Annotated in this window: 17 protein-coding genes and 2 tRNA genes; 17 read left to right on the top strand and 2 right to left on the bottom strand. The window is 49.2% G+C overall.

All coding sequences use genetic code 11. The features are described from left to right. The first annotated feature begins 183 nt into the window (after positions 1-183). From BGX14_RS04305 to aqpZ, 4 genes are all read left to right on the top strand, one after another. Entirely contained in the window at positions 184-2,139 is a 1,956-nt protein-coding gene (locus tag BGX14_RS04305) for a peptidylprolyl isomerase (protein WP_095879166.1), read from the top strand. Positions 2,140-2,573: 434 nt separating this feature from the next. Next, positions 2,574-4,079 carry a hypothetical protein gene (locus BGX14_RS04300; RefSeq protein WP_143394126.1) on the top strand — a complete coding sequence of 502 codons (1,506 nt, stop codon included), beginning with the start codon at positions 2,574-2,576 and terminating at the stop codon, positions 4,077-4,079. A gap of 121 nt (positions 4,080-4,200) precedes the next feature. Then, positions 4,201-4,273 (top strand) — tRNA-Glu (locus tag BGX14_RS04295). Between the two features lie 178 nt (positions 4,274-4,451). Continuing rightward, entirely contained in the window at positions 4,452-5,210 is a 759-nt protein-coding gene (gene aqpZ / locus BGX14_RS04290) for an aquaporin Z (protein ID WP_073303824.1), read from the top strand. Between the two features lie 307 nt (positions 5,211-5,517). Here aqpZ and BGX14_RS04285 read toward each other — a convergent pair. Next, positions 5,518-5,591, bottom strand: a tRNA-Ala gene (locus tag BGX14_RS04285). A 74-nt stretch (positions 5,592-5,665) separates the two neighbouring features. Next, positions 5,666-6,214 carry a peptidylprolyl isomerase gene (locus tag BGX14_RS04280; RefSeq protein WP_095879164.1) on the bottom strand — a complete coding sequence of 183 codons (549 nt, stop codon included), beginning with the start codon at positions 6,212-6,214 and terminating at the stop codon, positions 5,666-5,668. Between the two features lie 81 nt (positions 6,215-6,295). Here BGX14_RS04280 and pyrR point away from each other — a divergent pair, with 81 nt between their 5' ends. The 13 genes from pyrR (at position 6,296) to BGX14_RS04215 (ending at position 24,932) form a co-directional block, all read left to right on the top strand. After that, entirely contained in the window at positions 6,296-6,859 is a 564-nt protein-coding gene (gene pyrR, locus BGX14_RS04275) for a bifunctional pyr operon transcriptional regulator/uracil phosphoribosyltransferase PyrR (protein WP_073303831.1), read from the top strand. Next, positions 6,856-7,794 (top strand): aspartate carbamoyltransferase catalytic subunit, encoded by a 939-nt coding sequence (locus BGX14_RS04270; protein WP_073303916.1) that lies wholly within the window; start codon positions 6,856-6,858, stop codon positions 7,792-7,794. Before pyrR ends, BGX14_RS04270 begins: the two co-directional genes overlap by 4 nt. Next, positions 7,787-9,028, top strand: a complete 1,242-nt coding sequence (locus BGX14_RS04265; protein ID WP_233126404.1) for a dihydroorotase — start codon at positions 7,787-7,789, stop codon at positions 9,026-9,028. Before BGX14_RS04270 ends, BGX14_RS04265 begins: the two co-directional genes overlap by 8 nt. A gap of 18 nt (positions 9,029-9,046) precedes the next feature. Further along, positions 9,047-10,033, top strand: a complete 987-nt coding sequence (locus tag BGX14_RS04260; RefSeq protein ID WP_095879162.1) for a PilZ domain-containing protein — start codon at positions 9,047-9,049, stop codon at positions 10,031-10,033. 320 nt (positions 10,034-10,353) lie between these two features. Beyond that, complete coding sequence (gene pilM, locus BGX14_RS04255; protein WP_158223231.1) at positions 10,354-11,442, top strand: type IV pilus assembly protein PilM; 1,089 nt, start codon at positions 10,354-10,356, stop codon at positions 11,440-11,442. After that, positions 11,442-12,053 carry a PilN domain-containing protein gene (locus tag BGX14_RS04250; RefSeq protein ID WP_073303841.1) on the top strand — a complete coding sequence of 204 codons (612 nt, stop codon included), beginning with the start codon at positions 11,442-11,444 and terminating at the stop codon, positions 12,051-12,053. The genes pilM and BGX14_RS04250 overlap by 1 nt, the downstream gene beginning before the upstream one ends. Further along, on the top strand, positions 12,053-12,652 hold the full coding sequence (locus tag BGX14_RS04245) for a type 4a pilus biogenesis protein PilO (RefSeq protein ID WP_073303844.1): 600 nt from the start codon (positions 12,053-12,055) through the stop codon (positions 12,650-12,652). The genes BGX14_RS04250 and BGX14_RS04245 overlap by 1 nt, the downstream gene beginning before the upstream one ends. After that, positions 12,649-14,697: a hypothetical protein gene (locus BGX14_RS04240; protein ID WP_095879160.1), complete on the top strand. Its 2,049-nt coding sequence runs from the start codon at positions 12,649-12,651 to the stop codon at positions 14,695-14,697. The genes BGX14_RS04245 and BGX14_RS04240 overlap by 4 nt, the downstream gene beginning before the upstream one ends. After that, on the top strand, positions 14,694-16,196 hold the full coding sequence (locus BGX14_RS04235) for a secretin N-terminal domain-containing protein (RefSeq protein ID WP_073303850.1): 1,503 nt from the start codon (positions 14,694-14,696) through the stop codon (positions 16,194-16,196). The genes BGX14_RS04240 and BGX14_RS04235 overlap by 4 nt, the downstream gene beginning before the upstream one ends. Before the next feature lie 21 nt (positions 16,197-16,217). Beyond that, positions 16,218-16,601: a co-chaperone GroES family protein gene (locus BGX14_RS04230; RefSeq protein WP_078775349.1), complete on the top strand. Its 384-nt coding sequence runs from the start codon at positions 16,218-16,220 to the stop codon at positions 16,599-16,601. A 339-nt stretch (positions 16,602-16,940) separates the two neighbouring features. Beyond that, positions 16,941-22,232, top strand: coding sequence for an excinuclease ABC subunit UvrA (gene uvrA, locus BGX14_RS04225; RefSeq protein ID WP_095879159.1), 5,292 nt, complete (start codon positions 16,941-16,943; stop codon positions 22,230-22,232). 61 nt (positions 22,233-22,293) lie between these two features. Then, the gene (locus BGX14_RS04220) at positions 22,294-24,396 is read left to right on the top strand and encodes an SUMF1/EgtB/PvdO family nonheme iron enzyme (protein ID WP_095879158.1); all 2,103 of its coding nucleotides are present in this window, start codon (positions 22,294-22,296) and stop codon (positions 24,394-24,396) included. Further along, positions 24,393-24,932 (top strand): hypothetical protein, encoded by a 540-nt coding sequence (locus BGX14_RS04215; RefSeq protein ID WP_073303860.1) that lies wholly within the window; start codon positions 24,393-24,395, stop codon positions 24,930-24,932. The genes BGX14_RS04220 and BGX14_RS04215 overlap by 4 nt, the downstream gene beginning before the upstream one ends. Positions 24,933-24,961 lie beyond the last annotated feature (29 nt).

Genomic DNA, 24,961 nt, shown 5'->3' with positions numbered 1-24,961 from the left:
ATAGCAAAAAAAGTGCTAATCGGCTATATTTTCGGATACGCTCCTGTTTTTTCCTTTTGCATTTTCGGCATTTCAGAAAGAATGAAAAGGCAAATCTGACAGATATATCTTGGCGAAGTCGTTCGCTTTTCTTTTTCGATTTACTACATTTGCGGCAAATCAAATGGAAATGGAGTTTCCTTTATGCTGACATGGATTAACGAAAACGCGAAATGGGTCATAGCCATTTTTGCTGTAGGTATTGCTCTTGGTCTTCTTGCTATGGACCGGACTCCGGAACTGTCCCGCCAGTATCCGATTGGTCGGGTGGACGGGGTGGAAATTCCTTATGCGGAATTCAATAATCGGGTGAACCGCATCACCGAAATCAATTATCGCGGTCAGAATATAAGCGATGAACAGCGCGTGCAGCTTCGCAATTCCGTCTTCCAGACTTTCGTTCAGCAGGAACTCCTCAAGGTGCAGTTCAACGAGAACGCCCTTTCCGCTTCCGTTGTCGAAATGAAAAATGAACTGCGGAATAATCCGGATGCCGTTCGCCGTATGGTTGGTGAAGAAGCGCAACAGCGGATTTATGCCATTCAAGCCGGCTCGGCAAATGAACAGGAAGCCGCCCAGAATGTTCAGGCTTTTATCCAGACTTTGCCGCAATTCCTTTTGGACACGGCTTTTGACAAGGCCGCTTATGATGCCTGGCTGGAAACGCCGGCCGCTTACGAGTGGCTGAATATGCAGAGCTACGAACAGGAACTTTCGACGATGACGATTCCGCTGCACCAGCTCCAGATTTTTGTGACGGCGAATGCCCATCCGACGAGCTTGGAGTCCCAGTGGAATGTGAATAATCGCCTCGCTTCGCAGGAACTCGAAGTGGCTTATGCGTCCACCGCGGATTTCAAGGTCGATCCGGCGTCCGTGGACAGCTTGAAAGTTTCCGCCTACTTTAACGCCCATTCGGACAGCTTCTTTGTGGAAAACGACCAGGTCCGCTTGGCTTATGCCTATTTGCCGATTGCTCCGACCGAAAAGGACGAAGAAGAAATTCGCAAGTATGCGATGACCGTTTATTACCAGTTGAAAGATTCCAGCTCGGCGACCAGCTTTGAAGACATGGCAAAAATTTCCAGCGAAGATATAGGAACGGCGGCGAACGGAGGCCTTCTCGGGGATTACACCGCTCGCGGCACTTGGGTCAAGGAATTTGAAGACGTCGCATTTGCTTTGGATTCCGGGGCGATTTCGGAACCGGTTCGCACGAAGTTCGGCTATCACATCATCCAGAGTCTGGGCAAGAAAAAGGAAGCGGATGGTACGGAAAAAGTCAAGGCGGCCCACATTCTCTTCTCGGTGACAGCTTCCCCGGAAACGATCGACAGTTTGGAACAGATTCTTCTTTCCATTAAAAGTGCCGTCGAAGAACGGGATTCTTCGTTTGAAGAGGCGGCCAAGGCTCGGCAGGTTCCCGTTCGTGAAACCGCTTGGCTTGGACGCGGTGACAACATTTCGGAAATCGGTTTTGTCGGCGGACTTGCCCCGTTTGCCTTTGTAAATAAGGAACGTCCGGATCTTGCCGAAGGAAAAGTTTCCGGCGCATTGAAAAACAGCCAGTTTGCTCTGGTGGCAACTCGTCTCCAAACTTTGACTGCCGGTTCCCGCAACGTGGCTCCGTATTACGAACAAATTAAGAATCAGCTTGCCCTGGGCGAAGCGAAAGATGCCGCCAAAAGCCACTTGAACTCTGTCAAGGAAAAAATCAAGGCGGTAACTTTGGAAACGGATTCGGCGACGGGAACAGCAAAAGCGGATTCCAGCATTGAAAAAGTGACGATGGAAAAAACGACAGTGTCCTTTGACGGCTTTGTGCCGGGAATCGGCTATTCCAACCCGACCTTGTTCCGGGTGCTTTCCAAACAGAAAGTGGGCGAATGGGGCGAACCTGTCGTCACCAATGATGGTGCGGCCATGGTGAAAATTCTTTCCCGCACTTTGCCGGACACAGTGGCTTTCAAAGCGGCGTTGACCGAAGATCTGGCGAATACTTGGCGTTTTGGCTATGCGATGCTCTTTAATACCTACGTGCAGAATCTGGAAAAAGCGGCCAATATCGAAAACAATCTGGATCTTTATTACCGCGAATAATAAAATTTCGGGAAAATTTGTACTCCTCTCAAGCTCCTTTTTCAAGGAGCTTTTTTGTGGGGAATTATATGCGGATGCATTTAAAAAGAATTTCCTGAGAGCCTCTGTGAAATAGGGCTGAAGAGCTTAATGAGGCAGAGCGGGGTTTGCTGAGTGCTTTTGTGTACAATGCAAATAAAAAATTACAGAAAAAACACGAAGCTGATGAAATTTTGTTTAACTTTCGCGAGAAAAACAATATGTTGAATATGTACAATGTATTAAATCCTTTATCAAGAACTTTTTTTGCTTGCGCGGCGTGTTTTGCCGTGTTTGGTTGCGGAGGAGATTCTAGTAGTAGCTCCGCGACCTCGCCTCAAGAAGACGTTTGTTCCGTTTCAAAGACTTCGAATTCGGTCACAGTCAAACAATCTGTCGAAGGCGTGTCTTCCACGATGATTTATATGTTTGACGCCAACGGTGATATGGTGTCCATCACAACGGTTAGTGATTTTTCGGCGATGGAAGATGATGCGACTGCGAAGGCGGTCTGCGATGCCAGCGGTTCTGTGGACGGTTTTAAAGCGAGCTATGAAAATGGGAAATGCACTATAATTCAGACGGTCGGTTTGGCGGGTTCTTTGGAAGATATTTACGCCGCTCAAAATGCCGTTTGTGATGCGGAGAACGAGGGAGTCAAATTGTCCAGCAGTTCCGTTGGCGATTCCCCTATAGAAAGCAGCAGCTCTTCTTTGCCGACGGATGTTGCCAAGCTTTCTGATTTGAAGGAGATTGATTGCGATAATAATATTCTTGGGTATCGGATTTTTGTTACAACTGAAAATTTGGACTATATTTGTGCATCCTATAAAGCTACGAGCGGGACTTATACCACTTGGTATCCGGTAATTGACGATATTAAAAATGCTCCAAAATGTACCGAAGAATTGATATTATCTGGGGAAAAGTCGTCTTATTATGCGGAAAAAGATAATTCAATTTATGGTTGCGTGTTGGATATTAAGGATCCGTATGATTTTAGCAGTGCAGAATATGTTTGGAAAATCAGCGGTGTTGCAGAAACCGACAATGGCAAAGTTTCTTCGTCCTCTGTAAATTCTGGTGCCGGAGTTTCTTCGAGTTCCTCTATAAATTCTGAATCAGGCATCTCTTCTTCTGCAAATTCTGGAATTGTCGTTTCTTCAAGTTCTTCTCTTGCCTCCTCTTCGGCTTCCACGGAAAAGGTGGTGACTTTTAAAGATGGCATTATTTGGGAACCTTCTTATGCATCTCGGATTCGGACGTTTTTCAATACGGTAGATGAATACAATTTCTTGGATAGCAATAAAGTGACCGGAGATAGTTCCGGTTGGTGGTTCAAGTATTTGGATTCCGGGGATGACGGCGCATCTACCGCAATCGGCGTTTTCTCTTCCTCCAATTTGGATTTGTCCATTACGCTGAAATATACCGGCTGGCATCTCGAATATGATGGAGAGTATTATTATAACGCTCCGGATCCGTATCCTTACGCTGGTTTTGGATTTAATTGGTCGCCCGATGGAGAAGGTGCGAGCGTGGATCTTTCGGACTGGACCGGGATTTGTATTACTTATCAATCCAGCAAGTCTTTTGAAATAGCCTTCCCTGCGATTGGTGACGGAGATTTTGCGTACTATTATCCCGCTGTTTCTAGTTCTACTCCTAAGACCATCGATATTCCTTTCTCTAGCTTAACCCGTTCCAAGTATGCGACAACATCTTTGACTAGATCTAGCGCATTAACGAAAGTTACGGCGATGCACATCAAGTACACGAATGACGAAACAAAAGTGAACTGCGATTATACGGATTATTCGCCAAGCGAATGCGGTTTAATTTATAATTCCTATTCCAATTCCATCCAGATTTATCGGATTGGAAAGTATGGTACTTGCAAAGATTCTGGAACGATTCTTTAAAGACTCCTAAAAAATCAAGAATGCTATCCGGACCTATTCGGTTCGGATTTTCTTTTTGCTTTTTTCTTGAGCGAACATTTACAGCTTCAAAGAATTTTGCTAAATTGTTTCTGCTTTTTTTGGCATGTTCGTCTAGTGGTCCAGGACGCTGGCCTCTCACGCCGGTAACAAGGGTTCGAGTCCCTTACATGCTATTTTGATTTAGAAAATCCTGTTTCCCGACAGGATTTTTTTGCAGGCTAGTTTTGAAGGAACGCGTCGTTTGAATTGGACATTTGTGATGTCGTCTTCATCACTTCACAAAACATTTTGGGGTTTGCTCGGGCGCAATATAAACTATATATGAGGCACTAACTTTAACAAGGAATCATTATGTCTTTAATGAAAAGATCTATCGCTGAAGCGATTGGCACTCTTTGGCTTGTTCTTGGCGGTTGCGGTGCGGCCGTTCTTGCTTGTGGCGTTCCGAATACGGGAATCGGCTATGTCGGCGTTTCGCTGGCGTTTGGTCTTACCGTTCTCACGATGGCATTTGCCATTGGACACATCTCCGGTTGCCACTTGAATCCGGCGGTGACTCTCGGACTTGTTGCTGGCGGACGTTTCCCCGGTAAAGAGGCTCCGGCTTATATTGTGGCGCAGGTCATCGGTGGCATTGTCGCTGCGGCGATTCTTTTCGGCATTGCCTGTCCGGATGTGAGCGCAGGCATTGGAGCGTTTGCGACAAACGGCTGGTCCGACGCTTTGAACGCTCAAGGTCTGAATGCCTTTGGCGGAAAGGCTTTTGGAATGGGAACGGCTTTTGCGACGGAAGTCGTTATGACGGCGATTTTCCTGTTTGTCATCATGGGTGCGACCGACAGTCGCGCGCCGGCAGGATTCGCCCCGATTGCTATCGGGCTTTGCTTGACGTTGATTCACCTTATTAGCATCCCGGTGACGAACACTTCTGTGAACCCGGCTCGTTCGACGGCGGTTGCGGTTTTTGTTGGCGGCGTTGCCATCAAGCAGCTTTGGCTCTTCTGGGTTGCTCCGATTCTCGGCGGCGTTCTCGGTGGTCTGATTTATAAGTTCCTCAATTGCAACAAGTGCTGCTGCAAAGAAGGTGCTTGCTGCAAAAAAGAAGCGTAGTTTTTTTGACTTTTCAGAAACAAAACGTCGGCAATTGTCGGCGTTTTTTAGTTGAAAGAAAATGAATTTGCAGAACAGGATCTTCTATTTCGGAGCTTTTTAAGCAAAAAAAAGACCGGATAAACCGGTCTTTTATGGAGCTAAGGAGATGGTGCGCTATTCGCGCCTCCCTTCGGGACGCAACACTTTGCGTTGCGCTCGTCACGCGCTTCCCTAGGTCGCGCGTTCCGTCGAACTCCAAAATCCCTTGTCAGGAGTTCTCATCTCCTTGAAAAGCAAAAAAAAGACCGGATAAACCGGTCTTTTATGGAGCTAAGGAGATTCGAACTCCTGACCCCAACGCTGCCAGCGTTGTGCTCTACCAAACTGAGCTATAACCCCGTTCGAGTGTCCCAAATTGAGAAAAAAAAACTCCCCCTGTCAAGGGGGAAGTCGATTATTTTTTGAAAATGTGATTAGGGAGCGGTTTCAATCGTCACTTTTTCAATAATCACGTCTTCGTAGGGGCGGTCGTTTCTGTCGGTGCGCGCTTCGGCGATCTTGTCCAGAACGTCGAAACCTTCAAAAAGCTGTCCGAATACGGAATAGCCTTCTGCGGGGCCGCCGTTTGCTGGGTGATCCAAAAAATGGGTTCCTTCTGCCGGGTGGACGATAAAGAACTGGCTACCGATGGAATGGGGCATCATCGTTTTGGCCCAGCTCAATGCGCCGCGGACGTGGGAAAGTCTGGAATCGTATTTGTCGCCGATGGTTGATCCTGGACCTTTGGCCGCATGGCCGCCTGTGCCGTTCTTGCGGTTGAAATCACCGCCCTGAATCATAAATCCTTTGATGATGCGATGGAACGGTGCTCCGTCGTATTTGCCCTGCTTGGCGAGTTCCACAAAGTTGGTGGCGCATTCGCCGACGATTTCCGGGAACAGCCGTGCGCGCATTTCTCCCTGGTTTGTCTGGATGATGGCGATGGTTTCGCCGCTTTGTGGCATGTCTAGCTGATTGAACATATTTGGAATCTCCAATTGAGTTTTGTCTTGGGATAAAAACTACATTTTCTTTTTGGAAAGAACATCAAAAAGGAGACCGTAGTGAAAGATACTTGCAAACGGATCCGCCAGCTCTTGGATGCCCAGTCGATGGAAACGGCTTTGGACCGAATGGCTTCGTCCGTTTCGGAAATGATTCCCGCTAAAGACAATGTCCTGGTTCTTGGTATGGCGAGTCGAGGAATTCCCTTGGCAAAAAAATTGGCAAAGCGCCTTTCGGAGCGTTATAAAGTGGAAATTCCCTGCGGCAGTTTGGACGCCACCTTTTATCGGGATGATTTTCATTATCGCAAGCCACTGGCTGTTACGGAAATGCGCATTACGGAGATGCCGTCATCCGTAGAGGGCAAAACGGTGATTCTGGTCGATGATGTCCTTTATACAGGACGCTCGGCTCGGGCTGCCATTCAGGCTATTCTCGATATGGGGCGTCCGGCATCCATCCGTTTTTGCGTGCTTGTCGATCGCGGGCATAGGGAGTTGCCGATTGCAGCCGACGTCATCGGAGTTTCGGTGAAAACTCTGGCGAATGAAGAAGTTCGGGTTTGTGTCGAACCGCTGGATTCGGAAACGGCGGTGTATTTAGTTCAAGTGGAGAATGTATGACCTCTTCTCTTTCTATCCGTCATCTTTTAGGGCTTCAGGGCGTCAGCGAAAAGGATATTCGCGCGATTTTGGATACCGCCGTCGAATTTCGCCAACTGCTGGAACGGCCGGTTAAAAAAGTGCCCTCTCTTCGGGGCGTGACCATCGTGAATCTGTTTTTTGAAAACAGCACTCGGACGCGGACAAGCTTTGAACTGGCGGAAAAACGCCTTTCTGCGGACATCGTGAATTTTTCGAGTTCCAATTCCAGCGTCAAAAAAGGCGAGACGTTGCTGGACACCCTCAAAAATATCGAATCCATGAAAATCGATGTCGTTGTCGTTCGGCACAAGGGGACGGGAGTTCCCAAATTTTTGGCGGATCACACGAAAGCGATTGTGCTGAATGCTGGCGATGGCGCTCATGAACACCCGACTCAGGCTCTTCTGGATATGTTTACGGTGGAGCAGAAGTTGGGAACGCTCAAGGGAAAACGCATTGCGATCGTTGGCGATATTCGTCACAGCCGCGTTGCCCGGTCGGATTCCTGGGGCATGACGACGTTGGGAGCTTCGGTCACTCTTTGCGGACCCAGCACTCTTCTTCCTCGGTATCGGGCGGATTTCCCGCAAGTGAATTGGGAAACCGATGTAAAAAAAGCCGTTGCCGGAGCCGACGCCATTATCGCTTTGCGTTTGCAAAAGGAACGGATGGAAGATTCCCTTCTTCCCAGTATGCGGGAATATCGCAATTATTTCGGCGTTACAGAAGAAGTTTTGGAACAAGCGAAATCCTCTGCGCTTATCATGCATCCCGGACCTATCAATCGGGGGGTGGAATTGGATTCCGAAGTCGCGGATGGAGAGCACTCTGTAATTTTGGAACAGGTGACAAACGGCGTTGCCGTTCGGATGTCGGCACTTTATCTCCTGTCGGGAGGCCATGCTAATGAATAATGTGATTTTGAAAAACGTGCGTCCCTTTGTGGACGGAGCCTTTGCCGATGTGACAACGGTTTGCTTGGTGAATGGCGTGTGGGCGGATTCCGCTCCCGAAGGCACTCCCGAAATCGAAGGCAACGGCGCACTTCTGCTTCCGGCGTTATTCGCTCTGGGATTGGATTTTCAGGAACCTGCCCGTGATGATATTTACACTTATCGGGACGGTTTTCGGGCGATGCGCCGAGGCGGTTTTTACGGTGGACTTTACGAAAGCGCGGCGAATCCGATTGACGGAATCCAGCGTCTGGTCGCCGAAAAAGCGGCACTGGACGGCTCCGGATTTGACATGCGCATCCTTGGAGCGATAAGCCAGGGATATGAAGCGAAAGCCCTTGCCGAAATGCGGGAACTTGCCGATGGTGGCGTTGTGGGATTTGGCGATGGCAACAGGGCTTTTGGAACGATGCGTTTCTTGCGCCTTTGCTTGGAATACGGCGCGATGACGGGAAAACGCTTTTTCTTTTTGCCTTACGACTATTCGCTTGCGCACGGCGGTTTTGTGAATGAAGGCAATTTCTCGGATATGATCGGGATGAAAGGCGTTCCCGAGCAGGCGGAGACCATTCCGCTGTTTTCCCTCTTGGAAATGTCCCGCTGGCTGGGCGTTCCGTTGCATATTAAACAGGTGACGTCCCGTTCTGCGCTCGATTTGATTCGGCGCTATCGAGATTTGGGAGTGGACGTTACTTGCGATGTGAATCTTCTGCATCTTCTGTTTTGCGACGAGGATTTGCTTTCGCTCCAGACGAGTTTGAACCTGCATCCGCCGGTGCGTTCGTCCGCTGACCGAGACGCCTTATGGAGTGGGCTTGCCGACGGTTCCATCTCGGCCATCAGCATCAATCACTTTCCTGTACACAGGGAAGACAAGGAAGTCAATTTTGAAGCGGCGATTCCAGGCGCAGTCTCGTTGGAAGTGGCTCTCCCCGCTATTTGGAAGCTCTTGTCGGAGCGCGTGGGCAAAGCTCGTGCCGTAGAGTTGCTTTCGCAAAAGCCCGCAGAAATCGCTTGTGCATCCAAAGTGGAACTTGCTTCGGGAAAGCGGGCTGATGCGGTTTTGTTCGATCCGTCGGGCGAAACGGAAGTTTCTTCGAAAACTTTTGCGGGTGGCGTAGAAAATTCTCCGTTCCTCGGACAAAAACTTTCAGGAAAAATTATCGGTTCCTATATTGCGGGTCTCTGGGGGTAGGCTTTGCCGTTTGTCCCGATGGAAATTCTCGGATGGATTTTTCTGGTGGCGACCTTGTTTTTAATCTTGGTCGTTCTGGTAGAAATCAGCCGCAGCAATCACCGCCGGGAAGTTGGCAAAATGTTTGCCACCGAAGCTTTTGAAAAAAAATCCGACTTGCTGGATTTGAATAGCGAAGAGCGGATGATGCTGGAACGTCTGGTTCGGCAATCCGATTTTTCGAACAAGGACGCCGTTCTCAATTCGCCCATTCTTTTTGAAGAAGCCGTCGATTTCGTATATAAATTAAACCGAGGGGCGGAAAACATCTCGCCTGGCGATAGAGACCTGATTTCGAAGCTGCGTTCCAAGTTGGGACATTTGGATTCTGCGGGAAAGTATTCCTACACTTCGACGCGGCAATTTGCCGTAGGTAAAGATGTTTCTCTGGTTTTGTTGGAAAACGGCCGGGAGCATTCTGTGCATACGCAAATCAATTGTTTGAATGAAGTCTATTGGGGCGTTCGCGCAGCCGATGTCTCTTCGGAAATTCCCGTGGGCAAAAAAATTGTCGTTCGGCTGAATATTCCTGGAGAGGCGGTTTACCAGACCAAAGTGCGGGTGCTCGGCGTAAATCGAGATTCGCTTCTTTTGGAGCATTCCATCCATTTGCACAAAGAGCAGCTCCGTCGCTGGATTCGACAGTCGGTTTTTTTCCCAGTTCACGTGGAATATGACGGGGCGACGCAGGAGGGCTTTTTAGTCGATCTTTCGGCGGGCGGTATTCTTTTGTCTCTTCCCGTAGCCATTCCGGAAAAGGCCCTGGTGCGTATCCGTTTTGCTTTGCCGGGTTTTGGGGAAGAGAATCTTCAAATCCGGATATTGCGTCAGCTCCATAACGGGATTCCCAACGAAAAAAACGGACGCGTGGACCATAGTGCTTCGTTTATCGGTGAATTTGGAGAAACGCAGGAACGGGTTTTGCAGTATATTTTTAAGGTCAGAAGAACTCAAAATCGGGATTGATTTTTGACCGCCTCTAAAAATTCATTTTCAAAAAATCGTTCCTGGCTCCCTTCGATTAGTTCGGCAAGCTCACTAACCAAAACTCAAGGATCGCCCTTCGGCTGGCTCAGGGACCGGTTGCTGAACTATGGTTGGTGTGCTTCGACTGGCTCAGCAACCGCTTGTCGATCCATTTCACCAAAGTCACTTTTAGAGGTGGCCTTTTGAAAAAGATGCCTCTAAGTCGTTGTTTTTTCAAGCAGTTATGAAAATTTCTATTGACATTCTAGATTTGGAAAAGTAGAATTGTATAGACCCCATTTTTGGGTAGAGGTTTTACTTTGGCATTAGATCTTATCGCTAAAATCCGTGGCGAACGTCAAACGATAGGCGTTGACATCGGCCACTATAGTATCAAAACCGTCTGTGTTCATCACAAGCGCAAGAATTATTGCGTCTTGGCTATGGACATGGAACCGACGCCGGAAGGCGCTTTTGTGGATAATGAAATTCAGGATGAAGCGAAGATTCGGGAAGCGCTCGTGCGCTTGATGATGCGCAATTTCCCGGAAATGTCCAAAGACGATTTGGTCGCATCCATTGGTTGGACCGCCGGGGTTCTTGCGGACAAGAGTGTTGCGAAAGTGCCCAAGAACGGAAACGAGGATGCGATTGTCGTGCAAACCGCCCAGGCCAAACCGCCTTTTGACGACCAGGACATCATGCTGGACTATCAGGTGATGGAACGGGGCGAGAAGGGGGAAATCAAATCGTTGGTCGTTGCGGCGAAGAATAAAATTCTGGCGGATTATTCCAAGCTGTTTTCGTCGGCGGGCTATAAGCTGACGGCTATCGACGTGGATGTCTTTTGCATTGCGAATGCCTATGTAGCGACGACTCCAGAAGATCGTCTGGCAGAAACGGTCGCCTTGCTGGACATCGGCGAGAAAAAATCCACGCTGACATTTCTCCATAAAGGGGAATTTCACTCCGTCCGAACCTTGACCGCCGGATCGGTAAATTCAGTCGTCGCAACGCTTTCCCGTCATTTGGGAATCGATGCAGCAACGTGCCATGAAATGTTTGAAAAGAACGATTTGACAATGGTCAAAGACCGTTCTGTCGCAGAAGTGGAATCCGCGCTCCAGTTGGCGTTTGAAGAATTGGTCAATTCCGTGGAATTCGGGATCCGTTATTTTTCCAGCAGCGAATCGGGTGAAAAGCCTGTCCGGCTTTTGCTGTGCGGCGGCGGAGCCAATTTACCCGGCATTTGCGATTTCTTGAAACAAAAATTGTCTTTGGACTGCTGCATATTGAATCCGTTCATGAATATGGAATTTGATCCGGCCGCTGTGGGGGAATCGGGATTGTCTGTCGCTTTGGCCAGTATCTATACTCCCGCGTTGGGACTTGCATTGAGGAAGTTTTAATGGCTGCCAAGGGAAAACAGAAACGGCTTTGCGTAGAAATTAACCTTCTGCCGGTTGAAGACCGGAAAATGAAGGTGGATCTTTCGTGGATAGTTGATAGGCGTGTCGTATGGCCGACAATAGCGTTGTTGGTGGCGCTGGTCAGCGTGTTTATGTTCCAGACGTATATTGCGGAAACGACGCAATCTTTGCAGAGCCAATTGGACTCTACCCGCGCGGAAGTGGAAAAGCAGCGTCCGATTTTGGATAAGATCACCGCTCTGGATTCTAAACTTCAAGTGATTGCGCAAAAAAACAATGGATTGAAATCCATTCAGGTCAGCAAAAAACGCTGGGTGATTTTGTTTGAAAACATTTCTTCCATGATGCCGCCCAATATGTGGCTAGTTTCGCTGAATCAGATTTCCCCGCTGGATATGGAACTTCGGGGAACGACATATGACTTTTCGGAAGTCGCGGAATATATGGTGAAATTGGAAAAGCAAGTGAGCATCAATTCCGTAACTCTTGTCGATATTGCGACAACGAAAATCGATGGAGAAGAAGCCTATAGCTTTGTCATCAAAGCCGAAATCAAGGCCGACCTCGGTTTAGAGGGAGGGGCAAAATAATGCAATCCATCAATTGGAAAGACAAAAAGACAATATATGCGGTGGTCGTTGCGCTGATGATTCTTGCCTGCGGTTATTTTGTTTACACTTATATGTGGGAACCGTTTACCCTGGAACAGCAGCGTCTGGAAGGCGAACTCAAAAAAGCGGAAGCGGAACTTTCAAAAATCAATGTGCAGCGCGGACGTGTTGCCAAATTGGAAGCCGATTTGGTGGCCGCAGAAAATGAATTTGTCCGATTAAAGGAAATGTTCCCGGAAGATGAAAAAGTACCACTGCGCTTGCAGGACCTCTATGCGGTTTTGCGCAGCGCCGGTGTCCAGATTCAAAAGTTCAGCCCGAGTGGGAAAACTGAAAAGGAATTTTTCGTAGAACATCGCTATTCGGTAACAGTCAATTCGGGTTATCATATGCTGGGTTATCTGTTTGCGGAAATTGCCAATTTCAATTACCCGACGGCGATTAACGATTTGAAAATCAGCCGTTACTCTGGAATCAAGCAAGAAATTGAAAAGGCGGAATCGCACGGCTGGACTCCGATTACCATTTCGGTTTCATTCAATTTGACCACCTATACATCTAAGAAGGTTGCCCAATGAAAATGTTGATGCTCCTTCTCTCGTTTTTGACGGTTTCTGCGTTTGCGGCAGAAATCAAGAGCGTGGACTATTCTTGCGGCGCAAAGGATTGTTCGCTTTCTTTCCAGTTTGCTTCGGCGAAAAACCTGCCGGATTTTTTCCAAAAGTACGATGCCAAAAAACAAACTCTTGTTGTTGGATTTTCGGACACCAGGGTGTTTTCGGGCGAAGTTTCGCTTCCCGTGAGCACTTCGGCAGAAGGGATTCGCAGCGTCCGCGTGTTTACCGACAATTCTTTTAAAGTGCCTCTGTTGCAATTTGAATTTGCCGTCGGTTCGGCGATTCGCAGCGATAAAAACCCGGTCAGTTTGTCCAAGGGAAAAATTTTTGTCATTTCTCTTCCCAAAACAAAGGAAGCTTCCTGGTCGTTGAAAAAATTGGCGGCTCAGGCTAAAAAGGATTCCGTGAACTTGAATGCGGAAAAGGCAAAATTATCGGAAAAAGACAAAAAGCAGAAAGCTGATAGTCTGAAGCAAGTTAAATCGGACAGCGTCGCCGCCGCGAAAAAGGCCAAAGCCGACAGCGTGAAGCAGGCGAAAGAAGCGGCATTGAAAGCACAAAAGGCGAAGCAGGACAGCCTTGCTGCCGCGAAAAAGGCCAAAGCCGACAGCGTGAAGCAGGCGAAAGAAGCGGCATTGAAAGCACAAAAGGCGAAGCAGGACAGCCTTGCTGCAGCGAAAAAGGCCAAAGCCGACAGCGTGAAGCAGGCGAAAGAAGCGGCGTTGAAAGCGCAAAAGGCGAAGCAGGACAGCATCGCCGCCGCGAAAAAGGCCAAAGCCGACAGCGCGAAACAGGCGAAAGAAGCGGCATTGAAAGCGCAAAAGGCGAAGCAGGACAGCATCGCCGCCGCGAAAAAAGCGAAGGCCGACAGCATCAAGCAAGCTCGTTTGGATAGTATTCAGGAAGTCAAGGAATTGGCAAATAAAAAGGTGGTTTCCGCATTGATCGAAGGCGTCCGGGAAATGACCGGCATCCAAGGCGAAGGAATCGAACAGTTCCGCATCACCACGCAGGAAGAAATCCAGCTTTCGATGGTCAAAGGACCGGATAAATCTTCGATTGTCTATGTTTCTGTTCCTGGCCCTAAAAAAACGCCGCTATTCAATGTGACGACGAGCAATATCGTCAAGTCGGTCACTTGGGTTTCATCGGGGCTTCGCATCCAGCTGCAAAAAAATGTGCATCCGATGATTCTCGTTTACAAGGGTTCTTTGATTTTCCAGATTTCCAGCGCTAGCAAAGTGGACGGTTTTGTATGCTACCAGGCAAAACCGGAAGGCGTGTATGTGCGTAAATGGGTAAATCCTTCTCAAAAAACGGAATCTTTTGCGGAATTTTCCAAAGAGATGGACACGGAGAAAAAGAAAATTGTCAGCGTCGCTCAATCGTTTGGACTTCGTCCCGTTTCTCGCAATTTGATTGTCGTTGCCGAATCGGCTCCCTTCCTCGCGACTCCCGAAGAAAATGCCCAGATTCTGGAAACGCTGGAATTTGGTGCCCGCTTGGAAGATATCGAATTGAATGGACTCTATCATAAGGTGCGCCTCGGTTCTAAGGTCGGCTACATCAATCGTCGGGCGGTTTCTTTCCCAGATGAACTTTCCGCGGTCCAGTCCGAGCGTTTGAAGCAGATGGCGATGGAGCAGGGCGGAACGCTGGATTCCAACTCGGTGCGTTTTGACCATCCTATTGAAGAACGGGTTTCTTATAGTTCGTTTGGCCGCCGGGATCCTTTTGTGGAAATCAAAGGCCTGATGGAAGAGGGCATCAACATCGATCAGGTGGAGCTAGTCGGCATCATCTGGGAATCGGATGTTCCGATGGCGATTCTTGTGGATGCCAAAAATCCGAATGTCTCTTACACGGTCAAAGAAGGAGACCGCATTTTGAACGGCAAGGTTTTGAAAATCACGCAGACCGATGTGCTGTTTTTATTGCAAGAATTTGGGGTAAGTCGTAGATATTCCATGAGCCTGCCCGATCAATATGGGAGTAATGCCAAATGAATAAGATCGCTCGTTTTTCACTGATTGCCTTGTTGGTGTTCAGCCTTGTTTCCGCCTTTGCGCAGGAATCCGCGCCAAACAACAAGCTATATGATTTCAAATTCGTCGATATGAATTTTGCGACGGCGTTCCATTCCATTTCGGCGACCTCGGGAATAGACATTGTGCTCGCTCCCGATGTTTCCGGAAAAATCACTCGCCTTCAGGTCACAAAGAAGTCTTGGCAAGATGTGCTGAAATTGATTTGCGACACGTATGATTTGACATGGACCATCGAAGACAACTACATCTACGTGCAGCGTTCCTCTGCCTATCAAGAAAAGCAGAAGAAAATTGCGGACAAATTGCTTGCCGAAGAAAACAATGCGCCGCTGGTACGTAAAAATTTCCAGATTGAACACGCCAAAGCCGCCGAACTGGTGAAAGTCTTGGAAACGATGAAAACGAATCGCGGAAAAATTACAACCGTGGAACGCACGAATTCGATTATTGTTTACGACACGGAAAAAAGCATTTCGCAAATGGAAAACGCTTTGGAAGAATTGGATGTGGAAACCCTGCAAATCATGATTACGGCAAAATTGGTGGTCGTGTCCAGCGATTTGGCTCGTGAACTCGGCGTGGACTGGACCGCGAAAATGGGAACGACCGCTTTGACTCCGGGAACTGCCGGAACGCCGACAGGAAACGTGGCGGGTGCTTCTCGCACGAGTATGGCTATCAATTCTTTCCCCAAAAACGGTATCTCGCCGAGCGTTTCCAATGCTACGACCGCTATTTCGGCGAGTGTGCTAGATAACAATGTACAAGTCGCCATTGCGAATATCCTTTCGGATGCTTCGACCGAAGTGCTTGCAACCCCGCAGATTTCGACACTGGATAATGTAGAAGCGCAGATTTTTATGGGCGACGAGATTTCGATTCGGGTGATTGACGATGACGGCGAATCTTCGACCAAAATGGTGGAAACCGGCATCAAGCTGGTCGTCACTCCGCACGTGTCGGGGGACAATCGGATTATGCTCGATTTGCATCCGCAGAACAACTCTTATCGTTACGATGATATGGGACAGGTCGTCATCAGCAAGCAGGAAGCGGAAACCAAGGTGGTCGTCGGCGACGGGGAAACTGTGGTTATCGGCGGCCTTACCCGGAACGAACATCAGGAAACCGAATCCGGCATTCCGTTCTTGATGGACATTCCGGTTCTCGGCAATCTTTTCAAATACACCCAGAAAAAGGTCACAAAGAACGACCTGGTCATTTTTGTAACGCCACGGATTGTCCATAATCATGTCGGCAAATTCCCGCTTTCAGAACCGCCCAAAACCAAAGTGGTTCCAGCTGCTGAAGCGGAAAAGGCGAAAACCCCGGTTGTTCAGAAAGCGCAGCCCAAGGCTGTCGAGAAGGCCCCGGCGGATTCTTCTGCGGAAGCGGATGCTGTTTCTGGCGAAAACTCTGCGGAAAATGAAAACTCGTCGGAAGAAGGCTGGGAATAGCCTTTAGCGAAAGATTTGCCCATGCTTAATCCATTAAAGAATGTCGTAGTCATCGGCGACCGAATCCTTATCAAACCCATCGAATCGTCCAATAAGACGGGAAGCGGGCTTTACTTGCCTCCCAGCGTCAAGGAACACGACAGCGTTCATACGGGGCTTGTCGTGCGGGTAGGGCCGGGCTATCCGATTCCGGCGAGCCATGACGTCGATGAGCTTTTCCGCAGCGATTCCAGCGATGTGAATTACGTGCCGCTTCAAGTCAAAGAAGGCGATGAAGCTCTTTACCTGCACGCCAACAGCCATGAAATCGAAATTGACGGAGAACACTACGTCATCATTTCGCAAAACGCCGTGCTGATGGTCATGCGCCCTGAAGTGCCGTCCGATATCGAAAGTATTGAATAAAAGCACTTGGCTGGGTGGGGAAGGCCTTCCCCTCGCTCGCGCTACGCTGCTCACTACCCCTTCGCCTAGGGGTGTCCCCCTAAAACCCCGTTTGGACAGGAACGCAATGCGTTCCTTGCATGAGGGATGGTGACCCGGACGGGCGGAGACGCGCGAGCGCGGCTCCGTTGCTCTTGGCGGCTGTAGCTCTGCGTTCTTGTTGCGCTTGCCGCCTAGAGCAATACAGCCCGGCCCGCCGAAGGCGGGGCATGCCCAGTTGTTTATAGAATTTTTGGCACTTGAGGAAAATGAGGACTTGCGTTTTTTGAAAACTGCACAAACGTTTACTATATTTGGCGCATGACACGTTCTATTGTTGTTCGAGATGCTTGCGAGCATAATTTAAGGCATGTTGATGTAACGATTCCCCGGGACGCGATTGTCGTGGTGACGGGGGTTTCCGGGTCGGGCAAGTCGAGTCTGGCTTTTGATACGGTTTTTGAAGAAGGCCAGCGGCGTTATGTGGATTCGCTGTCGGCGTATGCGCGGCAATTTATCGGCGTGATGAAGCGGCCTGATGTGCAGTCGGTGACGGGGATTTCTCCGACGATTTCGATTGACCAGAAAACGGTGAATCGCAATCCGCGTTCGACGGTGGGGACGACGGTCGAGATTTTGGATTTTTTGCGTTTGCTTTTTGCACGGCTCGGTGTGCCGCACTGTCCGCGTTGCGGGAAAATGATTCAGGCCCAAACGGTGGATCAAATTGTGGACGGCTTGTATGCGGAATGCGCAGGCCGCCAGATGACGATTTTAGCGCCGATTGTGCAGGAACGCAAAGGCGAGTATCGCAAGGAGCTTGCGGATTTGGCGGAAAAAGGATTCGGCAGAGTTCGCGTGGATGGCGAAATTTTTCGCACAAATGAAGTCCCGCTTTTGGTGCGTTACGAAAAGCACACGATTGAAGTGGTCGTCGATAGGCTGGCCATTGAAAATCGGAATGTGTCCCGGATTCGGGAAGATTTGGAAACCGCGCTGCGTTTGACGGAAGGCAAGCGGGTCGCATTCCTTTTCGAGGACGGGGAATATCGCTTGCAGGGAACGGAACTCGCGTGCGTGGATTGCGGCATTTCGATTCCAGAGCTGGAACCGCGTCTGTTTTCTTTTAACGATACCCACGGGCAATGCCCGCACTGCAAGGGACTTGGACGGGATTATGTTTTTGCGCCGGAATTGATGGTTCCCGACGAGTCGCTTTCCATTCATGGCGGTGCATTGAAATGCCAAAAATCCGATGGAAAAATCATCTTTACGGATTTCGGTTGGCGGGAATTGGGAAAGCTTGCCAAAGCGGAAGGCTTTTCGTTGGATACGCCGTGGAAGGATTTGCCCGCACGGGCGAAGAATGCCGTGTTTTATGGTAGCGAAAAGGCTGGGCTGGAAGGAATTGTCCCGCAGATGCAGGCGCTTTGGGAACGCTGGCATATTGCCCATTTTCGCAAGTTCATGCACGAAAGCGATTGCCCAGTCTGTCACGGGACGAGGCTTTCTCCGGTGGCGAATGCGGTGACTTTTCGGGATTTGTCTATCGATCAGATGTGTCAAATGCCCGTTGAAAAATTGGAAGCGTTTTTCCGGGAGTTAAAACTTTCGCCCAAGGAAGAGCGGATTGGTCACGAGCTTTTCAAGGAAATTCGCAATCGGCTGAATTTTTTGGTGAGCGTCGGGCTAGGCTACTTGACGCTGGCACGTGGGGCAAGGACTCTTTCTGGCGGCGAGGCGCAGCGAATCCGGTTGGCGAGTGCCGTGGGCGCGGGATTGCAGGGCGTGCTTTATGTTTTGGATGAACCGAGCATCGGTTTGCACGCTCGGGACAATGAAATGCTCCTGGGCATTTTGGAACGCTTGCGTTCGCAGGGAAATAGCCTGCTGGTCGTGGAACATGACGAAGAGACGATGCGTTATGCGGACTATGTAATCGATGTAGGTCCCGAAGCCGGAGTAAACGGTGGACGGGTCGTCGCGGCGGGCACCGTAGAAGATTTGGAACGGAATCCAGAGTCTCTGACGGGCAAATATCTTTCGGGAAAACGCCAAATAGAAATTCCTCAGGAACGCAAACCGGTTACGGAGCGAACGCACTTTTTGGAAATTTTTGGCGCGGCGGAAAATAATTTGAAACACGTCGATGTGCGTATTCCTCTGGATGGCACGTTTACGGTTGTAACGGGGGTTTCGGGTTCGGGAAAAAGTTCCTTGGTCGATTCGATTTTGAAAAAGGAATTGGCGCGGATTTTTTACGGAGCGACGGATGCCCCTGGAAAGTTTGAAAGCATCGCTGGGACGGAATTTATCGATAAGGTGATTGAAATCGACCAGACGCCGATTGGCAGGACGCCCCGATCGAACCCGGCGACTTATACGGGAATTTTTGACGACATCCGCGATTTATTTGCGAAGCTTCCCGAAAGTAAAGTGCGGGGTTATACCAAAAGCCGTTTTAGTTTTAATGTCTCTGGCGGGCGTTGCGAATGTTGCGAAGGGGCGGGAGTCAAAATCGTTCAGATGCAGATTCTTCCCGATGTCGCCGTCCCTTGTGACGTGTGTGGTGGCAAGCGTTTTAACGAATCGACTTTGGAAGTGCACTATAAAGGAAAGACGATTACCGATGTGTTGGAAATGTCGGTGGACGAGGCTTGCGAATTTTTCGCGGACTTGCCGAAGATTGCGGAACCGATTAAAGTTCTTCAGGAGGTCGGGCTTGGCTATTTGAAACTGGGACAGCCTTCGACGACTCTTTCTGGCGGCGAGGCGCAGCGGGTGAAAATCGCAACGGAATTGCGCAGGCCGGGAACAGGTAAAACGCTGTATCTTTTGGATGAACCGACGACGGGTTTGCATTTTGAAGATATCCGCCGATTGCTGGATTGCCTGAAACGTTTACGGAAGCTGGGCAACAGCATGCTGATTATCGAGCACAACATGGATGTCATTAAGTGTGCGGATTGGCTCATCGATTTAGGCCCGGATGCGGGCGAGCGTGGCGGTCAAATTGTCGCTGTGGGCACGCCGGAAGACGTGGCGAAAAATCCGGATTCGATAACGGGAAAGTTTTTGGCGAAAGTCCTTTTCCAGAAAACGGAAACGGCAAAGGCTGTCTCTCGTCAAAAAGAAGATCCGCAAAATTTGGATATTCGGATTGTCGGTGCCCGAAAACATAATTTGAAAAATTTTTCCGTGACCATTCCGCGACACCAGCTCACCGTTATTTCGGGAGTTTCGGGTTCGGGAAAGTCGAGCTTGGCTTTCCATACTCTTTTCGCCGAAGGCCAGCGGCGCTTTGTGGAAACCTTGAGCACTTATGCCCGGCGCTTTTTGGGGCGTCTGGACAGAGGGAGCGTGGACTATATTCACGGTCTTTCTCCGGCGATTGCCATCGACCAGGGATGTGCTTCTAAAAGTCCAAGGAGCACCGTTGCCACGCTGACGGAAATCTACGATTATTTTCGCATTCTTTGGGCAAGAATTGGCGACTCCCACTGCCCGCATTGCGGACGCGCTTTGGAATTTTCTCCGGTGTCTGCAATCATGGAAGAGCTTTTTTCCAAGGCCAAAAAGAAAACGGTAACGATTTTTGCTCCGATTTTTATCGCGGGTTCCCGTGGCGAATGGATGGCCTCGGATGCGCAAAAAGTGCCCCTGTTGTCGAGCAGATTGCAGGAACTCGGTTATCGCAAGCTTTGGATAGATGGGAAGGAAAAGGATTTGCCGTTAAAAGCATTGCCTTCAAAAGTACGCGAGGTTTATGCGATTGTGGATCGGGTTCCTGTTTCGGAAGCGAACGCCCCGAGGCTAAACGAAGCTTTGGAACGGGCGTATCACGATGGCATGAATGTTCTGGGTTTCCGGATCGATTCGGGAAAGCTCGTTTTGAAATCCCTTTTTCCCGGTTGCCCGCATTGCCATTATTATTTGAAACAGGAGTTTGATCCGAAGCAGTTCAGTTTCAATACGCATTGGGGTGCTTGCGAGACCTGCTCCGGACTTGGCGTTCTTTCTTCGGGGAAAGTTTGCCCGGATTGCCATGGAGAACGCTTGAAACCCGAAATTTTGGCGGTGACTGTCGGCGAAAAAAATATCAGCCAGGCTTCAGCGCTGGGCATTCATGAAGCGCGGGAATGGTTTGCTAAACTCCGGTTGGACAAAAATCGTGAAAAAGTCGCGCGTCCGCTGCTGCGAGAAATTCTGGGCCGGCTTGCCTTTTTGGAAAATGTGGGACTTGGCTATTTAAACTTGAACCGGGCGGGAGACTCTCTTTCTGGCGGAGAATCGCAGCGGATTCGCTTGGCGAGTCAGATTGGCAGCGGCTTGGAAGGCGTCATGTATGTGCTGGACGAACCGACTGTCGGTTTGCATCAGAGCGACACGAAAAAACTTTTGGATTCGTTGTATAAATTACGGGATCTGGGAAATACGCTGATTGTTGTCGAACATGATTTGGAAATGATTCGCGGGGCGGATCACTTGATTGATATGGGGCCGCAGGCGGGTGAATTTGGCGGTGAAGTGGTCGCCGAAGGTTCTCCAAAAGAACTTTCGAAAAAAAGTGCGCTCAAAAAATTTCCGCAAAGCGAAACGGTCAAGTATCTGAGCGGAAAAGTGCCAATGTCCAATCCGCCGCTTTCACCGTTGTCCGCAGATGCCACTTTTTTGGAATTTCGGAATTTGCAAGCTCACAACCTCAAAAATATCTCGGTGCGTTTCCCTGAAAATCGGATTTCCGTGGTCTGCGGGGTTTCGGGATCGGGAAAAAGTTCCCTTGTCCTGGACGAGGTCTTGCCGCTTATGCAGGCTGCGTTCGGTCGAGGTGAACGCCGTCGTGCAGCGCGCAGTCGGGCGAGTTTTCCGGATTCCATTAAAGAGGTACTGGCGGTGGATCAGAGCCCGATTTCGGGAACGCCCCGTTCGACGCCGGCGAGCTTTACGGATGTGCTGAACCCGATTCGCGACCTGTTTGCGAAAATGGAAATGTCCAAGATGAAAGGGTTCAAGTCGAACCGTTTCAGCTACAATTGCGGTGCCGGTCGATGCGAAGCGTGTGAAGGTCGAGGGCTGATTTCGGTGGAAATGCACTTCTTGTCGGATGTCTGGGAAGTTTGCGATGTCTGCCACGGCAAGCGCTATAATCAAGAAACCCTGGCTGTGGAATTCAAAGGCAAGAATATCGCCGACGTGCTGGATATGCGAATCGATGAAGCCTGCGAATTTTTCAAGGATATTCCGAAGATAGTCAAGAAGTTGCAAGTCCTTTTGGATGTTGGTCTCGGGTATTTGCGATTGGGGCAATCGGTGACGACTCTTTCGGGCGGCGAAGCGCAACGGATGAAATTGGCAGCGGAACTTTCCCGCGGCAATGGAAAAAAAGGTGTGCTCTATCTTTTGGACGAACCCACGACGGGCTTGCATTTGAAGGATATCCAGATTCTGTGGAATTTGCTGCGGCGTCTTTCGGCTCGAGGAAATACGATAGTCGTCATCGAACACCATCCGGATATCATTCGCCTTTCGGATTGGGTCGTGGAACTGGGACCTTCGGGCGGCAAAGACGGCGGCTTTGTGACTTATATGGGAAGTTCGGCGGACAAAACCTGAATGATGTTCTCCTTTTGATTTGAATTTACTTAAATTAAGCATCAGGTCTATTGGAGAATCTATGCACTTAAAAATTTGGCTGGCGGCTTTTGTTTTTGCAACTCTGTCTTATGGCGGCGGACTTCACGATTATCGGTTTTCGGTTCCTAACGAACAGTTTCAAACGAATGTGAAAATCCTCAATGCCGAAAACATGTGTGTGGAGTCGGAAAAAGATTCTTCGCACATCTATGCGGAAAAACTCCGGTTTCCCCTGAACAAAGGCAAATTTTATCTGCGCTCCAAAGCGAAAGGAAATCAATACGGCTGGTATTCGGGGGGCATTAAATCGGAGTGCTATAAAAAATTGCACGCCTTCAATCTGCAGGAAAATCATTTGACTGCTTTGGAAGCGGTGCATTTGCGCTTTTATTCTTCCATGTCGAGCCGTCCATTCCAAGATGAATCGGAAATTTACTTCGACAAAAAGTATCTGTATTCTTCCCGCGTTCCCAATCTTTATTTTATGAAAAACGGGAAATGGCAAAAGTTGATACCGGCCGCTCTGACGGGAGTCGTCGTTGTGGATTCCTTGCCAGAAGGATCTTTTATTTTGATGGATGCGGAAAAATGGAAGACCCCGTTGACGATTGCTTCGGTGGATACGGGCTTGTTTTATGCGACGGTTTTTGTTCCCGGCTATTATCCCTATATGGCGAGTTTGCGGGTGTCGAGTGGAAATACTTCGCGGTTGAAAACCGTCTTGATTCCTTTAGACACTCTTGTCTATCGCATTGAATCCGAAGTGACGCTGGAACGCATCCAATCCGCGCAAAATTTGGAAGAGACGGAAGCTCTTTACGATCGTTTCATTGCCGATTTGGAAGCGGCGAAAATCGACAGGAGCGTTGCTCCATTTGATTCGATTTACCCTAGGGCAAAGAGGCCGCCTTCCGGAATGGACTCGTCGAATGCGCAGTATGTTGCCTATCTAAAGGCGTATCAAGGCGTTCGTTCGCGTGCACAGGCGCAGTGGCTTTCGGGCAGATTGTCGTCGATTTTGCAAATCAATAACGCGTTGCAAGCTCGTTTGGATTTTTTCCAAAAGGATACGATCCATTTGAACGCCGACTTAATATCCATCGACTGGAATGATTCCGTTTTCACGTTTCGCCTTGGGGATTCTACAGGTCGAATTGATGTGGCTTTCACTGGAAAGCTGCAGCCGGAAATGGATGTTCCGGCAAGCGTTTTTGCCGCAGAAGCGCAGGAACCGGGGCGTGTCCTTTTTACGCTGACTCTGCAAAATAAACCGCTGTGGAAATACGAGGGTTCCAAAGTCAAGACTCGGCACCATTATCGCTTTACGCAGTTGAATGTTTCCTATCGAGGTCAAGTCTATACAGGTTTGGGCGAATTTATTTTGCCGCAGGATATTCAAAGTGAACCGGAAGTGCAGAAATGGTTGCATCCGTCGCCCAAAGATACGCTGACTCCTCCAGTTCCTGAGGCTTCGGACGATACCTCTGCCGCCATCCGCGATTCTTTGGAAGAAAATGTGAGTCGAGCGGTCGCCTATATCGATTCCGGGACTTTCCGCTATAAGAACAAAATTGTTCGCATGAGTCCTTTCCGCATTCGAAAAACGGAAGTAACGGTGGGCGAATATCGGCAAGTCATGAAGGATTCGACGACGAAATTCACGTTTGCAGATAGTCTGATGCCTGCGCACAATGTAAATTGGGACAAAGCCCGGAAATTCTGCTTGGCTGTTGGCGGCGATTTGCCGACCGAATCCCAATGGGAATTTGCCGCCCGTGCGGGAACGAACGAGGGGTATATCTGGCGCAATCGAAATGGCGCACTGCCTTTTGAATACGCGGTTTACCGAGCGGATGCTCCGAAGCGGGTCGCTTCCGCCAAGCCCAATGCCTGGGGACTCTACGATGTTTCCGGCAATGTGGCGGAGTGGACGCTGGATTCCTATTCCTGGTTTTCGTTTTATGTAGAAAGCGAGAATCCGACGGGTTCTTTCTTTGGCGACTCCCGCGTTTTCAAAGGCGGTTCCTGGAAAAGCCGTTCCGACGATGAGCTGGATTTGACGGATCGGGACGACGAAGATCCTAGATATTGGTCCAATGCGCTGGGATTCCGGTGCGTATTTCCTCTAGAGGAGAAAAAATGAAACGCGATCTGAAACTCTTTCAAAAACTCTGTTCCTTTCCCTTTTTGCTGATTTTTGTGGCTTTTCTGTTTCCGCTGGTGAATGTCTCCTGTTCCGAAAAAGCCATCATGCCCGAAGTTCTCGCGTCCCCCAATGTCTATGAATTGGCTTTTCCCAACAACATGGAATCCCTTTTAGAAAAGGACGTGGCCGAAAATATGGCGGATATGAAGAACAATGCCCAATTGAAAGAATTTTTGTTTCAGGATGTTCAAACGACTCCGGCAGTTCTTCCGATTATTTTTGCCGTGGCATTAGGGGCGATCTTCGCTTTCTTTACGCCTGCGGGTTCGTTGGCGATGGCTTTGGCTTCTTTTGTTTCCCTGTGGGTTTTCATTTATAATTTGGGACTGTCTTTGCAAAGGCAGCATTTGACGCTGGAACCCGCTGTCGGAGCGTATTGCATTTCCTTTCTTTTGGCGATTGCCATCGCTATGAATTTGACGGTCTTGATCAAGGGTCGTCGTCAAAAGAAAGACGAAACTTTGCCGAAATAAAATTTCAATTTGTCATTCATTTTTTCAAG

The organism is Fibrobacter sp. UWS1 (assembly GCF_002300445.1).
GTDB classification, from domain to species: domain Bacteria; phylum Fibrobacterota; class Fibrobacteria; order Fibrobacterales; family Fibrobacteraceae; genus Hallerella; species Hallerella intestinalis.
This window is presented reverse-complemented; position numbering and strand designations above follow the sequence as displayed.